Source organism: Variovorax brevis (genome assembly GCF_030317105.1).
Taxonomy (GTDB): domain Bacteria; phylum Pseudomonadota; class Gammaproteobacteria; order Burkholderiales; family Burkholderiaceae_C; genus Variovorax; species Variovorax brevis.
On sequence record NZ_JASZYG010000001.1, the window covers coordinates 596156 to 611329 of the forward strand.

At 66.1% G+C, this 15174-nt stretch carries 13 protein-coding genes; 11 read left to right on the top strand and 2 right to left on the bottom strand.

All coding sequences use genetic code 11. From position 1 onward, the window contains the following. Positions 1-17 precede the first annotated feature (17 nt). Complete coding sequence (locus QTI66_RS02475) at positions 18-800, top strand: 3-hydroxybutyrate dehydrogenase (RefSeq protein ID WP_286557267.1); 783 nt, start codon at positions 18-20, stop codon at positions 798-800. Positions 801-1011: 211 nt separating this feature from the next. Here QTI66_RS02475 and QTI66_RS02480 read toward each other — a convergent pair whose 3' ends face one another. Beyond that, positions 1012-2019 carry an AraC family transcriptional regulator gene (locus QTI66_RS02480; RefSeq protein WP_286557268.1) on the bottom strand — a complete coding sequence of 336 codons (1008 nt, stop codon included), beginning with the start codon at positions 2017-2019 and terminating at the stop codon, positions 1012-1014. 205 nt (positions 2020-2224) lie between these two features. Here QTI66_RS02480 and QTI66_RS02485 point away from each other — a divergent pair, with 205 nt between their 5' ends. Both QTI66_RS02485 and QTI66_RS02490 read left to right on the top strand, forming a co-directional pair. Beyond that, on the top strand, positions 2225-3673 hold the full coding sequence (locus QTI66_RS02485) for an FAD-binding oxidoreductase (RefSeq protein ID WP_286557269.1): 1449 nt from the start codon (positions 2225-2227) through the stop codon (positions 3671-3673). Next, a complete protein-coding gene (locus QTI66_RS02490; RefSeq protein WP_286557270.1) occupies positions 3670-4998 on the top strand; it encodes a tetratricopeptide repeat protein in 1329 nt (442 codons plus the stop codon). Before QTI66_RS02485 ends, QTI66_RS02490 begins: the two co-directional genes overlap by 4 nt. On the opposite strand, the gene QTI66_RS02495 is transcribed toward QTI66_RS02490, so the two are convergent. After that, on the bottom strand, positions 4952-6202 hold the full coding sequence (locus QTI66_RS02495) for an Ig domain-containing protein (protein WP_286557271.1): 1251 nt from the start codon (positions 6200-6202) through the stop codon (positions 4952-4954). The genes QTI66_RS02490 and QTI66_RS02495 overlap by 47 nt on opposite strands. Before the next feature lie 171 nt (positions 6203-6373). On the opposite strand from QTI66_RS02495, the gene QTI66_RS02500 reads away from it, so the two are divergent. From QTI66_RS02500 to QTI66_RS02535, 8 genes are read left to right on the top strand one after another with little or no spacing between them, the layout of a single operon-like run. Beyond that, a complete protein-coding gene (locus QTI66_RS02500; RefSeq protein ID WP_286557272.1) occupies positions 6374-7402 on the top strand; it encodes a TRAP transporter substrate-binding protein in 1029 nt (342 codons plus the stop codon). A gap of 3 nt (positions 7403-7405) precedes the next feature. Continuing rightward, complete coding sequence (locus QTI66_RS02505) at positions 7406-7930, top strand: TRAP transporter small permease (RefSeq protein WP_286557273.1); 525 nt, start codon at positions 7406-7408, stop codon at positions 7928-7930. Beyond that, a complete protein-coding gene (locus tag QTI66_RS02510; RefSeq protein WP_286557274.1) occupies positions 7927-9204 on the top strand; it encodes a TRAP transporter large permease in 1278 nt (425 codons plus the stop codon). The genes QTI66_RS02505 and QTI66_RS02510 overlap by 4 nt, the downstream gene beginning before the upstream one ends. Positions 9205-9232: 28 nt before the next feature. Continuing rightward, entirely contained in the window at positions 9233-10258 is a 1026-nt protein-coding gene (locus QTI66_RS02515) for a TRAP transporter substrate-binding protein (protein WP_286557275.1), read from the top strand. 57 nt (positions 10259-10315) lie between these two features. After that, positions 10316-12217, top strand: coding sequence for a TRAP transporter large permease (locus QTI66_RS02520; RefSeq protein ID WP_286557277.1), 1902 nt, complete (start codon positions 10316-10318; stop codon positions 12215-12217). Between the two features lie 12 nt (positions 12218-12229). Then, positions 12230-13342 (top strand): LacI family DNA-binding transcriptional regulator, encoded by a 1113-nt coding sequence (locus QTI66_RS02525; RefSeq protein ID WP_286557279.1) that lies wholly within the window; start codon positions 12230-12232, stop codon positions 13340-13342. After that, a complete protein-coding gene (locus QTI66_RS02530; protein ID WP_286557281.1) occupies positions 13339-14346 on the top strand; it encodes an NAD(P)-dependent oxidoreductase in 1008 nt (335 codons plus the stop codon). The genes QTI66_RS02525 and QTI66_RS02530 overlap by 4 nt, the downstream gene beginning before the upstream one ends. A gap of 12 nt (positions 14347-14358) precedes the next feature. Beyond that, entirely contained in the window at positions 14359-15171 is an 813-nt protein-coding gene (locus tag QTI66_RS02535; RefSeq protein ID WP_286557282.1) for an amidohydrolase family protein, read from the top strand. Positions 15172-15174 lie beyond the last annotated feature (3 nt).

The following is a 15174-nucleotide window of genomic DNA, read 5'->3' on the forward strand; positions in this document are numbered from 1 at the left end:
CTTTAGAGGAACCCGAGATGCAACTCAAGGACAAAGTCGCTTTCATCACTGGCTCGGCCAGCGGCATCGGCAAGGAAATCGCCATCGTGTTCGCGCAGGAAGGCGCAAAGATCGTGATTGCCGACCTCAACAAGCAGGCGGCTGACGCCACCGCCGCCGAGCTCAGGGAAACGGGCGCGCAAGCCATCGGCGTGGGCGTGGACGTGACCAGCGAAGAGCAGGTCAACGCAGCCGTCGAAGAGGCTGCCAAGGCTTTTGGCGGCATCGACATCCTCATCAGCAACGCCGGCATCCAGATCGTGCACCCGGTGGAGGAGTTCAGCTTCGCGGACTGGAAGAAGATGCTGGCCATTCACCTCGACGGTGCATTCCTCACCACCAAGGCGTGCCTGAAGCACATGTACGCACAGGGCCGCGGCGGCAGCGTGATCTACATGGGTTCGGTGCACTCCAAGGAGGCGTCACTGCTGAAGGCGCCATACGTCACGGCCAAGCACGGGCTCATCGGGCTTGCGAAGACCGTCGCCAAGGAAGGTGCGAAACATGGCGTGCGCGCCAATGTGATCTGCCCCGGTTTCGTGCGCACGCCGCTGGTCGAAAAGCAGATTCCCGAACAGGCGAAGACGCTGGGCATCACCGAACAGCAGGTCATCAAGGACGTGATGCTCAAGGAAACGGTGGACGGCGAATTCACGACCACCGACGACGTGGCCCGCGTGGCGCTGCTGTTCGCGGCCTTTCCGACGAATGCGCTCACGGGTCAATCACTGGTGGTGAGCCACGGGTGGTTCATGCAGTGAGGTGATGCACCAAAAAAGAAAATCCCCGGGGCCAAAGCCCCGGGGATAAATCCACCAAGGAGGGTGGAGGAGACAACCGGTGCAAGCATTTGGGGCATATCGCCGCTTTGGCTTGCGAATGCTCTTGACGCACGCAAGACGTATGCCGATCCCCTGCGCAGGCGTTTCGAATGCGCCGATGTCCTACAAGCGCTGCGACGACCCCGCTCTTTCACGCCGCTGAATCGTCGCGCTCACGCCGCCACACACCCGGCGGCTTGCCGACCAGCCGCTTGAACGCACGCGCGAACGCCGCTTCGGAGTCATAGCCGACATCCAGCGCAATGGAGGCCACGGTGGCGCGCGTCTCCAGCAGCATCCGCGCACCCGCCTGCATGCGCCACTGCGCGAGGTACTGCATGGGCGGCATGCCGACCAGCTGCGTGAAGCGCTCATGCAGGGCCGAGCGCGACAAGCCCACGCGCCGGCCCAGTTCATCGATGGTCCAGTCACGCGCCGGTTCCTGGTGCATCAGGGCGAGCGCGTTGCCCACGAAGCGATCCTGCAATCCGGCGAGCCAGCCGGCGCTGTCCAGCGGCAGGCTGTCGGCATAGCGACGCACCGCATCGACGAACATCATCTCGCTCATGCGCGCGAGCATCGCCTCGCCGCCGGGGCGCTTGGCGTGCGACTCGGCCACGGCCTGCTGCGTGAAGGCCGCGATCCATGCGTCGCCATCGGTCGCGCGCAAATGCATCATGCGCGGCAAGGCATCGATCAGCGGATTGAAGGGTTGCAGGTCACAGCCGATGAAGCCGCACACGATCGATGTCTCGGCGTTTTCCATCGACTCCTTGGGCGCGGCCAGCAGCACGTCCGGTCCGTTGTAGGCCACGCGCAGCGGAAACTGGTCGACCTGCATGCCGGGGAACCAGCTCAGGTCCGCCTGCGCGCGCATGCCGGGTGCGCTCGACACCACGTGCGCGTCCCCATGCGGAAACATGACGACGTCGCCCGCGCCCAGTTGCACCGACGGCCCGCCGGGAATGGCGGCCCAGCAGGTGCCCCGGGCCACCGCGTGGTACTCGATGACGTGGTCGACGCCGCGCATCAGCAGTGGCGCCAGTTCGCTTGCGGGCGGCGCCTCGGCCGCCCAGTCGCTCCTGGCGCTGATGTTGAAGAACACGGCGCCGCGCAGACGCACGCCGCGCAAGACATCCGACAAGGTGTCTTGGCTCATCGATGTGCTGCCGCGGTGTTCCGGTCAAGGCGGCCGGACGCGCGATCAAGGCCCTGTGACAAAACGCACTCACGCGCGGACGCGCAGTCAATTTCGCCGGACGCGGAGTGATGCGCGCTACAGCCCGAATTCGAAGAATGAATGCACCCGCTGCGAGGCCATTGCGACGGCTGGTTTTTCAACTCATTCATCTCAGGAGCACTCCATGCAATTCATGAACTACCTCTCGCTCGACAAGGATGTCCGGCAAGTGAGCTGGACCGACATCGATGCGCTGGCGTCGCAGATCAGCGGCGGGTTGCTGACCGCTGGGGACGAAGCGTACGACACGGCGCGCAAGGTCTGGAACGCTACCATCGATCGGCATCCCGCGATCATCGCGCGGTGTTTGACGGACAGCGACGTGCAGGCCGCGGTGCGCTTTGCCGCCGAACACCGCATGCTGATGAGCGTGCGCGGGGGCGGCCATCACATCGCAGGCAACGCGGTGGCCGAAGGCGGCCTGATGCTCGACATGTCGGGCATGAAGACGATCAGCATCGACGTGGCCAAGCGCACCGCGCGCGTGGGCGCCGGCGCCTTGCTCGCCGACCTCGACCGCGAAGCGCAGGCGCACGGACTGGCCGTGCCGCTGGGCATCAACTCCACCACCGGCGTGGCAGGACTCACGCTGGGCGGCGGCTTCGGCTGGCTGACGCGGCGCCACGGCATGAGCATCGACAACCTGCTGAGTGCAACGGTCGTCACGGCCGATGGCGCGATCCGCATCGCATCGGCCGAGTCGCAGCCCGAGCTGTTCTGGGCGCTGCGTGGCGGGGGCGGCAACTTCGGCGTGGTCACTTCCTTCCACTTCCAGCTGCACCCTGTCGGGCCCGAGGTCTACAGCGGTCTGGTGGTCTACCCCTTTTCGCAGGCGCGGCAGGTGCTGCGCGCTTGGCGCGACTTCACGATGAAGGCGCCTGACGAACTGAGCGTGTGGATGGTGATGCGCAAGGCGCCTCCCCTGCCCTTCCTGCCCGAGTCCGTGCATGGCAAGGAGGTGGTGATCTTTCCTCTGGTGTACAGCGGCAACGTGGAAGAAGGCGAACAGGTGGCCGCGCCGGTGCTGAAGTTCGGTGACCCGGTCGGCACGCACCTGGGCGCTGCACCCTACGCCGCCTTCCAGCAGGCCTTCGATCCGCTGCTTGCACCGGGCGGACGCAACTATTGGAAGTCGAACAACTTCAGCACGCTGAGCGATGCGGCGCTCGACACGGTGATCGCATCGGCCAGCAACCTGCCCGGGCCGGAATGCGAGATCTTCATCGCGCAACTCGGCGGTGCGATGGCGCGGGTCAAGCCCGACGCAACGGCCTTCGTGGGACGCGATGCGCACTACATCATGAACGTGCATGGCCGCTGGTCCAGCCCGCACGACGATGAGACCGTGAGAGCGTGGGCCCGTCGCGCCTTCGAGGATGCGGCGCCCCATGCCACCGGCAGCGGCTACGTCAACTTCCTCACCGAGGACGAAGCGGAACGCGTGGCCGCGGCCTACGGCACGAACTACGAGCGCCTGCAGGCGGTGAAGCAGCGCTTCGACCCGGACAACCTCATGCGCATGAACCTCAACATCGCGCCGGCAACGTCACCACATCGGAGGGTGCAGGTATGAGCAGGATCGATTCACTGGGGCAACCCGTCACGGGCGCCACCCACACTGCCCTCGCCGCCTACGAGCGTGCGTTGGGTGCCTTTCAAAGCTGGCGCTGCGGGGCTGAAACGCATCTGGCTACGGCGATGCAGGAGGCGCCGAACTTCGTGATGGCGCACGTGCTGCGCGCGTATTTGCTGCTGTGCAGCCGCGACCCGCGGCGCGTGCGGCAGGCGCGGGCGGTGCTTGCGCGCGCCGCATGCCTGCCGACGAACGAACGCGAGCGCCACCACATCGCCGCCATCGCCGCCGCGCTGGCCGACGACTACGGCGGCGCAAGGATGTTGCTGGGCGACTTGCTGCACCTGCACCCGCGGGACGCATTGGCGCTCCAGGTGGCGCACGTGTTCGACCACATCATGGGCGACGCCGAGAGCATGCGCTCGCGGGTGGCCGGCGTGCTGCCGGCATGGTCGTGCGACATGCCGGGCTACCACGCGGTGCTGGCGATGCACGCCTTCAGCCTCGAGGAGTGCGGCGAATACGAGCAGGCCGAGGAAGACGCCCACACCGCCCTCGCACTGGACGCCCACGATGCGCGGGCCCATCACGTGATCGCTCATGTCTGCGAGATGACCGACCGCGCCAGCGAGGGCGTGCGCTGGATGATGGAGCACGCCCTGGCGTGGGGCAAGGACACGCTGGTCGCCACGCATGGTTGGTGGCACGTGGCGCTGTTCCATGTCGCACAGGGCCAGTTCGACCAGGCGCTCGCCCTTTATGACCGGCACATTCGCGCGAGCGATGGCGGTGAGTTGTCAGACCTGATCGACGCAGCCGCGCTGTTGTGGCGCATCGGCCTGGCGGGTGGCGATCCGGGCGCCGCGCGTTGGAGCGAACTGGCATCCGCGTGGACGCCGCACATCGACGACGCGTTCTGCAGCTTCAACGACCTGCACGCCACGCTGGCCTTTGTCGGTGCGCAGGACTGGGACCGGGCACGGCATCTCGAATCGGCACTGGTGCGCTCGCAATCGCAGGCCACGCGCCATGGCGAAAGCACGCGGGACGTGGGCCTGCCGACCTGCCGCGCATTGATGGCCTTTGGACGCGGCAACTTCACGCTGGCCATCACCCTGCTGGCGAGCGTTCCCGAGATGGCGCATCGGCTGGGCGGGAGCCACGCGCAGCGCGATGTGATCCACCTCACGCTGCGCGAAGCGGTCGAGCGCGTGCGGCGGCCCGTACGGCGGATGCGCATCACGCCTGTCGCGGGCCATGCGCCCGCCGCCTCACGCCTCAGTAAATCGCCAGCAAGTTCTGCTGTGCTTCAAGATCGAAGCTGACGCCGTTGATTCCCACCGTCAGGCCGTAGACATTGCCCGGGGAAGAAAACGTTGCAGTGGGCGTACCGCTGATGACACCGGTGCTGGCGTCCAGGACAAAGCCTGCGGGCAATGCGCCTTCCTTCAGCGTGTAGCTGTACGTCGCACCTGTGAGCGCTTGGCCGGACATGTTGTCGATGGTCGGCGCGCACTGGAAAGGCTCTCCCACGAAGCCGGGGCAGTACGCATAGGCCAAGGTGATCGGCGAGCGCGCATAGACGCTCACGTAAGCGAAGCCCTGAACCGCATGTCCGTTGACCTGCCCGGTGGCGGCAATGCGGTAGGCGTCATTCACAGGCGCGCTCGGCACGCCGGAAAGCGTGCCGGTCGTGGCGTCGATCTGCAGGCCTGCGGGCGGGGTTTCGCCAGCCGCCCATGCATACGACAGCCCGGAAGGACGCGCCCCGGTGGGCACCACCGACACGGGCAGCCCGAGCCAGGCGCTCACGCCGCCGTAGCTGCCATAGCTCAGCGCCAATCCGCCGACGCTCATCTGCGTGGGGTAGTCCTGGACGACACGTGCCGTTCCGGCGCTGTTGGTCACCGTGGCCGAGACCTTGAAGCTGTAGCTGCCCTGGGTCGCGGCCGTGCCGTGGATGCGGCCCGTGGCTGCGTCGATGCCGAGGCCCGTGGGCAGCGCGCCTTCCGCGATGGCATAGGTGACGCTGTCACCCGGTTGCGCAACCCAGAATATTGCATTCAGCGGACGGAAGTCGACCTCCTCCCCGAAGTTCACGCTGGCGGGTGCGCTGTAGATCACCGAAGGTCCGAAGACGGCGATGCCCTGGCCGAAGACAAGCTCGTTTTTGACGCCCGATGCGCCGAGCTCGACGTTGAACGAAAAGGCCCCGATCTCCGTCGGTGTGCCCGACAGGGTGCAGTCCCTGTTCAGCGTCATGCCTGCAGGCAGGCGGCCGCCGACAAGCGCGCAGCGAGGCGAATGATTCTTGAGCCCCGAGATCCTCGGCTGCACGACGGTGGGATGCAGCACATAGGCCGACTGGCCCGCGTACGTGAAGGTCGGATAGAGGGTCTCGTCGTCTCCAACGCCTCCTCCGCCGCCGCCACCACACGCAACGAGCGACGCGCAAAGTGCCGCACCCAGGCCGCAGCGCGTCACACGCGCCATCCAGTTCTTCATCACACCCACAACGCTTCCTGCCATCTGATTTGCGCAGCACCCATCGGCTGCGGCCGGCACTTTACATCATGAAACATTTACTAACAGCTGAAGACGCCTCGGCTTCGGGACAACCCTCTGTTTTCCGTCTAGTAAATCGATACAGTAAATCGATGTAGTAAACCGATGTACTAAATCAGAAGCAGGAGACAAGCCATGACCCAGCTCTCGCGCCGTCGATTCGTGCAGTCCGCGGCCGCCACCGCCCTTCCCGCCCTGGCCGGCTTCCCCGCCATCGTGCGGGCGCAGGCGCCGATCTCGCTGCGCATGTCCTCGTCCATGACGGCCGATGACAACGCCGCGCACTACGTCTGGTACCAGCGCTTCCAGGCCAACCTCAAGGCCGCGACGGGCGATGCCGTCAAGCTCGATTACTTTCCCAACAACCAGCTGGGCAAGGAAAGCGACGTGGTGCAGCAGGTGAAGGTGGGCTCCATCGACATGATGGTGACGGGCTCCTCCATCTGGGCCACGGCCCTGCCCGAGATCGGCATGCTCGACCTGGGCTATGTCTTCGAAAGCTACGCGCACGCTGCCAAGGTGCTGGAAAGCACCGTCGGCACCTCGCTCAACAACATGCTGCAGCAGCGCGCGGGCTGCACCATCCTCACCTGGGCCTCGCACTTCGGACCGCGCAACGTCTACACCAAGACGCAGGTGAAGTCGCTCGCGGAGATCAAGGGCGTCAAGCTGCGCGTGCTGCCCACGCCGGCCTTCATCGAGACCTTCAAGATCATGGGCGCCATCCCCACGCCCATTCCCTTCGGCGAGCTTTACATGGCGGCGCAGACAGGCGTTGTCGACGGCTTCGAGCATGACGCGGGCACCGTGCTGGCCAGCAAGCTCAACGAAGTGACCAAGTCGTGCTGGCAGACCGAGCACCTCTTCAGCCCCATGGTGGTGGTGATCGGCAAGCGCGGCATGGACAAGATTTCAGCCGACTTGCGCCCCAAGTTCATGCAGGCGGTGGCCGAATCGTCGGTGCAGCAGCGCGAGATCGCCAACCAGAAAGCGGTCTCCGCCATCGAAGACCTCAAGGGCAAGGGCATGACCTTCTTCCCGATGGCGCCGAACGAACGCGCCGCCGTGCGCAAGGAAATGGAAAACAAGCTGTGGGCGGACTTCGCCAAGCAGTACCCCAGCACGGCGCCGCTCTTCGCGGCCATTGCCAGCAACAAAGCCTGAGCCATGCGCGCCGTGCTGGCACGCGTGTTCAAGGCCGTCGAGGCCGTGCTCGCCGCCTTGATGCTGGGCATGGTGCTGACGGTGTTCGGCAACGTCGTGCTGCGCTACGTCTTCAACTCCGGCATCGTGGTCTCGGAGGAGCTTTCGCGCTTCTTCTTCGTGTGGCTGACCTTCATCGGCGCCATCGTCGCCGTGCGTGACGGCACGCACCTGGGCATGGACAACGTGGTGGCGCGGCTGCCCCGGCGCGGCAAGCTCCTGTGCTTGGCCGCCAGCCAGGTGCTGATCCTCGCGTGCTGCGCCATCCTGTTCCTGGGCACATGGAATCAGCATGACATCAACGCCACGACCTCGGCGCCAGTCACCGGCCTGTCGATGATCTGGATCTTCGGCATGGGCTATGTGTGCAGCGTGTGCATCGGCCTGCAGGCGCTGGAAACGCTCTACCGCATCGCCACCGGCCACATCGGCGAGCGAGAACTGGTGCAGGTGAGCGAGCGCGATGAGCCGCTCGAGGTGGCGCGGTGACCATCGCGGTCTTCACCTTCTCGCTGCTCGGCGCCATGGCGCTGGGCATGCCGATCGCGTTCGCGCTGCTGGTGTGCGCCGTGGCGCTGATGGTGTCGCAGGGGCAGATGGACGCCACCATCCTGTCGCAGAAGCTCTTTGAAGGCGCCGACAGCTTTCCGCTGCTCGCCATCCCCTTCTTCATGCTCGCGGGCGAGTTGATGAACGCGGGCGGCATCTCGCGGCGCATCGTGCATTTCGCGCTGACCTGGGTCGGGCACTTTCGCGGCGGACTGGGCCTGGTGGCCGTGTTCGCCTCGGTGATGATGGCCGCCATCTCCGGCAGCGCGGCAGCCGACACGGCAGCCATCGGCACGCTGCTCATCCCGATGATGCGCGAGGCCGGCTACAACGTGCCGCGCGCCGCGGGCCTCATCGCGGCGGGCGGCGTCATCGCGCCCGTCATCCCGCCGTCGATCGGGCTCATCATGTTCGGCGTCATCGCCAACGTATCGATCGGCAAGCTCTTCCTGGCCGGCTTCTTTCCCGGCCTGTTGATGGGCGTGTCGCTGGCCATTGCATGGCAGTGGGTGGTGCGACACGACAAGGTGACCGTGTTGCCGCGCCAGTCGTGGGATGCGCGCCTGCGCGCCGGCATCGACGGCGTGTGGGCGCTGGTCATGCCGCTGGGCATCGTCTGCGCGCTGAAGTTCGGCATCCTCACGCCGACGGAAACGGGCGTGGCCGCGTGCGTCTACGCCTTCGTGGTCGGCGCGCTGGTCTATCGCGAACTCGCCCTGCGCCAGATCTACGCGCTGCTGGTGTCTGCCGCCAAGACCACCTCGGTGATCGTGTTCCTGATTGCCGCGGCGCTCGTGTCGGCGTGGCTGATCACGCTGTCGGACGTGCCCGCGCAGGTCGTCGCCTTGCTGCAACCCTTCATGGGCAGCAAGACACTGCTGATGTTCGTCATCATGGCGGTGGTGGTCGTGGTGGGCACCGCGCTCGACTTCGCGCCCACGGTGATGATCCTCACGCCGGTGCTGATGCCTGTCATCAAGCAGGCCGGCATCGACCCGGTGTACTTCGGCGTGCTGTTCATCATGAACAACGCCATCGGCCTCATCACGCCGCCGGTGGGCATCGTGCTCAACGTGATCTGCGGCGTCGCGAAGATTCCCATGAGCGATCTCATGAGAGGGCTGTGGCCTTTTCTCTGGGCCGAATTGATCGTTCTTTTCCTGCTCGTGCTGTTCCCGGCCCTCGTTCTCGTGCCACTGAAGTGGCTGAGTTGAGTCACGCATATTTCGAGGAGACAACCCCATGAAGCAACGCAAGACACGCCAGCGGCTCTTTCAATGGCTCGCTGTGAGCGCCGCAACGGCACTCATCGCCACGCCCGCGCTCGCGCAGTTCCAGGACCGCACCCTGCGCATCTCGCTCTCGGTGCCCAAGGAGCACCCCATGGGAACCGGCGCCCAGAAGATGGCCGCCTGCGCGCAGGACAAGAGCGGCGGCAAGCTCAGGATCCAGCCCTTCTACGACGCCGCGCTCGGCAACGACATCGCCGCCACGCAAAGCGTGCGTTCGGGCACGCTGGACATGGTGATCGTCTCCACGGCGCCGCTGGTCGGCATCGTGCCGGCGCTGGGCGTGTTCGACCTGCCCTTCCTCTTCGACAACGAGCGAGAGGCAGACCAGGTGCTCGACGGCAAGGCGGGCGACTGGTTCGCCGCCAAGCTGCCGGCGGTGGGCCTCATCAACCTGGCGTGGTGGGAGAACGGCTTTCGGCACACGACCAACTCCAAGCGCCCGATCACGCGCATCGAGGACTTCGACGGCGTGAAGATGCGCGTGATGCAGAACAACATCTACATCGACACCTTCAAGACGCTCGGCAGCAACGCCGTGCCGATGGCCTTCTCCGAGGTCTATTCCGCGCTGGAAACGAAGACGGTGGACGGCCAGGAGAACCCATACGCCAACATCGAGAACATGAAGTTCTACGAGGTTCAGAAGTACCTCACGCTGACCAAGCACGCCTACGCGCCTCTGGCCGTGCTGCTGTCCAAGAAGGTGTCTGACGGACTCTCGCCCGCCGAGCAGGCGGCGCTGCGCGATTGCGCCATCGTCGGGCGCGACGAAGAGCGCCGCGTGAACCGCGCGCAGAACCAGACCAGCGTCGCGGACCTGAAGGCCAAGGGCATGGCCGTCAACGAGATCAGCCCGCAGGAGATGCAGCGCATCCGCGACAAGACCCGCGTGATCTACGAGACGCACGCCAAGGCCATCGGCGACGACGCCATCGCGATGGTCTCCGGGGAACTCAAGCGCATCCGCGGCAACTGACCGGCGCAAGCACGCAAGCACGCAAGCACGCAAGCACGGAAGAACGGAAGACCATCGATGTCCGCAGACCTCGCCGCCGCCCTGCCCCATTCGCCCGCCGCCTTGCCGGGCTGGGGCTTTCGCCACGACACGCATCCCGGACGCTTGCTGGCCTGGCTGACGCGCCAGATCGAATACCTCTCGGGCATCGTGCTGGCGGTGGACGTGTTGGTGGTGTTTGTCTCGGTGGTCTACCGCTACATGCTGCACGACCCCGTCGACTGGGCGGAGGAAGTGGCGCGGGCTTTGATGATCGTGCTGGTGTTCTTCGGCGCCGCGACGGTGCTGGCGCGCAGCCAGCATGTGGGCGTGGACCTGTTTCGCCAGATGCTGCCGGCGCGCTGGCAGCCGGCGCTGATCCAGACGGCGCACTGGATCATCGCGGGCGTGTCGGCGAGCCTGTTCTACACCTCGATCCTGCTGCTCATCGATTCCTACAGCCAGACGACGTCGCTTGGGCTGCCGCAGTGGCTCTACGTGTATCCGGTCGTGGTTGGCAGCTTTTTCATGTCGATCTTCGGCGTGGCCAACGCGCTCAACGGGCCGGCGCGCATCGTGTTCGGCACGCTCGCGGCCAGCGTGGTGCTGCTGGCCGCGGTGTTCGGCTGGAATGCACTGGTGCCGGGCCATGCGCTGTCGCACGGGCTGCTGCTCGCGGCCGGCTTCTTCGGCAGCCTGGTGCTGGGCGTGCCCATCGGCTTCGTGCTGGCTTTTTCGTCGCTGCTCTACTTCTTGTCGGATCCATCGCTGCCCATGCTCGTGTATTCGCAGCAGGTCATGGCGGGCAGCGACCACTTCGTGCTGCTGGCCATTCCCTTCTTCGTGCTGGCCGGGTTGCTGATGGAGTCCAACGGCATGTCCTCGCGCCTCATCGAGTTGCTGCTGCGCATCTTCGGGCGGGTGCGCGGCGGGCTGGGCCTCATCACGATCACGGCGACGGCCTTCTTCTCGGGCGTGTCGGGCTCCAAGCTGGCGGACATCGCGGCGGTGGGCGGCATCGTGATGCCCGCGGTGCGGCGCACGCGGCAAGACCCCAACGAAGCCGCCGGCCTGCTGGCGTCGACGGCGATCATGGCCGAGACCATTCCGCCGTGCATCAACATGATCATCATGGGCTTCGTGGCGAACATCTCCATCGCTGGGCTGTTCATGGCGGGGCTGGTGCCTGCAGCCGTGATGGCGCTCGCGCTGGCGGCATTGGCCGTCATCTTCGGGCGCAAAATCAATCCTGACGAAGCCTTCGAGTCGCGAACACCCCTGCTCAAGCTGCTGGGCGGCGCGCTGGTCGCCATCGTCATGGTCGGGATGATCGGCAAGGGCGTGACCTCCGGCGTCGCCACGTCGACGGAGGTGTCGGCCTTCGCGGTCATCTATGCGCTGGTCGTGGGCAGCGCGGCCTTTCGCGAGCTGAGCGTGAAAGACATCGCGCGCCTGTTCGTGAAGTCGGCGTCCATGGCGGGCAGCATCCTGTTCATCGTGGCGGCGGCGTCGAGCCTGTCGTTCGCGCTCACCATCGAGCAGATTCCGCAGCTGGTTTCCGGCTCGATGATCGCCTTTGCGCACCAGTACGGCAGCGTGATGTTCATCCTGCTGTCGGTGCTGATGATGATTGTGTTTGGCGCCGTGCTCGAAGGCGCGCCCGCGCTCATCATTTTCGGGCCGCTGCTCACGCCGATTGCGCAGCAACTGGGCATCAGCCCGCTGCACTTCGGAACGGTGATGGTCATTGCCATGGGGCTGGGCCTGTTCTCGCCGCCCATCGGGCTCGGCCTCTTTGCCACCTGCGCGCTGACGGGCACACAGGTGAAAGACGTCGCGCGTCCTATGATGAAGTACCTTGCCGTGCTGCTGGCGACGCTGGTCCTGCTGGTGCTCGTTCCTTCCTTTTCCTTGTGGCTGCCCAGCCGGCTCGGACTCTAGCCAAACGACGACATGACCACGATCCAGGACGTTGCCAAGCGCGCCGGCGTGTCGGTGAGCACGGTGTCGAACGTGCTCAACGGCCGCGCCGACCGGATGCGCGCCGAGACGCTCTCGCGCGTCGAAGCCGCCATCGAAGCGCTCGGTTTCCGGCCGAGCAAGCTCGCGCAGCAGCTCAAGACGGGACAGACGCCGCTCATCGGCCTGCTCGTGCCGTCGCTCACCAACCCCATGTACGGCTACATCGCCCGCGAGATCGAGAACGTGGCGCAGGAGCAGTTCGGCTACCGGCTGCTGATCGGCAGCACCTACCGCGACCGCGAGAAAGAAAGCGCCTTCTTCGAAGACCTGTTCTCGCAAGGCGTTCGGCGCGTGATCGTGATCTCCTCGCTGGCCGACGAGCGCCACTTCGAGCTGGCGGCACAACGCGGCATGGTCGTCGTCAGCTACGACCGCGGCGCCACGCCCGGCCAGCGATCGAGCCTGGAGCACGTGATGCCCGACAACTTCGAGGCGGCGCGCATGGCCACGCAGCACCTCATCGACAGGGGCCACCGTGCGCTGGCCTTTGCCACTGTGGCAGGCATGACGATGAGCCGCAGCGCCAAGATCGACGGTTTCTACGCCGCGGCCGAGGCAGCGGGCTTGCGCGGCAGCGCGCAGGTGCTCGACGGCGGCCAGCTCAACGAGTACGGCGACGCGGTCATTGCCGAAGTCGGCCGCGCCACGGCGCTCAAGATCGCGGCGGCACCGAAGCGCCCCACCGGCATCGTCGCGCTCAACGACCTGATGGCGCTCGGCCTGATGGCCGGGCTGCGCGAAGCGGGCCTGTCGGTGCCGCGCGACGTGTCGGTCGTCGGCATGGACGGCCTTTTTCTTTCCACCCTTTCCAACCCGACCTTGACGACCGTCGAATTGCCGGTGCGCGCGATGGCACGTGCGATGGTGCAACGCGTGATGCGCCAGCGCGATGACACCGACATGGCCGACGAGCGCACGCTGGTCTTTGCGCCCACGCAACTGGCGCAGCGCGAATCGGTGGCGGCGCCGCCTTCCCGTTCAGAAGATGCGGCCCCTCGATCGTCCACGTCGGCCAAGGCCAAAGCGGCCAAGACACCCACATGACCACCGTCTTCGTTACCCATCCAACCGACAAGGCAGGCCAGTATTTCGGCCGCAAGGCCACCGATGCGCTGCGCGTCATTGCGGATGTTCGCTTCAACATCCACGCGCGCGACATGACGACGGACGAACTCATCGCTGCGGCGCAGGGCTGCGACGCCATCATTGCGTACCGGCAAACGCCCGCGCCGGCCGAGTTGTTCAGCCAACTGCCCGAACTGGCCGCGTTCATTCGCTGCGCGGTGGACATTCGCACGATCGACGTGGCGGCGGCAAGCGCGCATGGCGTGCTCGTGACGCAAGCCAGCGCGGGCTTCGTGCCGGCGGTGGCCGAATGGATCGTCGGCGCCATGATCGACCTGGGGCGTGGCACGAGCCAGTACGCCGCAGCCTGGCGTCAAGGCGCGCCCATCGCTCCATTCATGGGACGCGAATTGCGCGGGTCGACGCTGGGCGTGATCGGCTACGGCCAGATCGCGCAATACCTGTGCCGCGTCGCCCTGGCCTTGGGCATGCAGGTGCGGGTCAGCACGCCGGAAAGCATTGCGGCGCACGACGGCTTGCGCCAGGTGCCGATGCAGGCCCTGCTGGGCGAATCCGACTTCGTCGTGTGCCTGGCGCCCGCCACGCCGCAGACCGACAAGCTCATGAACGCAGCGGCCTTCGCGGCCATGCGGCAAGGCACGTTCTTCATCAATGCAGCACGCGGCGAACTGGTCGACGATGCAGCCCTGCTCAAGGCACTCGACGTCGGCCACCTCGCCGGTTGCGCACTCGACGTGGGCCGCGCGCCCGACCAGATGCCGACACCCGAACTGGCCCGGCATCCGCGCGTGCTGGCCACGCCGCACATCGGCGGTCTGACCCTGCCGGCCGTCGAACACCAGGCGCTGGAAACCGTCGCGCAACTGGCCGCACTTCAACGCGGCGAGATGCCGCGCGGCGCCGTCAATGCCGCCCACGCCACGCGCGTGAAGGCATGGATGCAACGCAGCACCGCCACCTGAAGGATCCAGCACATGCCCGCGAGCTTCGACAACGCATGCGACTGCCATGTGCACATCTTCGACGACGCGTATCCGCTGGCGCCCACGGCGACCTTCAAGCCGCCTCACGCGCCCGTCGCGGACTACCGCGAAGTTCAGCGGCAACTGCAATTCACGCGCGTGGTGATCGTGCAGCCCACGGGCTACGCATTCGACAACCGCTGCACGCTGGGCGCCGTGGAGCAACTGGGTCCCGGGGCCCGCGCGATCGTCGTGGTGCCCGCGGATACGCCGGACGTCGAATTGGCGCGCATGCATGCCGCAGGGGCACGCGGCGTGCGCTTCATGATGCTGCCGGGTGGCGTGCTGCCGTGGTCCAGCCTCGAATCCATCGCCGCGAGAATTGCCCCGCTGGGCTGGAACATCAACCTGCAACTCGATGGCCGCGAACTGCCGCAGCATGAGGCGACGCTGCGCAAGCTCCCCTGCCCGCTGGTCATCGATCACATCGGCAAATTCCTTGGCCCGACCACGCCGCAAGACGACGGCTTTCTGGCGCTGCGCCGCCTGCTCGATGCGGGCAACTGCTGGATCAAGCTGTCCGCGCCCTATGAAAGCTCACGCACCGGCAGCCCCGCGTTCGAAGACGTCGCGCTGCTGGCGCGCACGTTGGCCAGCAGCTACCCCGATCGGTGCCTGTGGGCCAGCAACTGGCCGCACCCCAACGTGAAGCCGCAGCCGGACAACAAGCCGCTGCTCGACTGGATGCTCGCCTGCACGGATCACAACGAAGCGACGCAGCGAAAAATCCTCGTCGACAATCCGGCGCGGCTCTACGGCTTCTAGCAG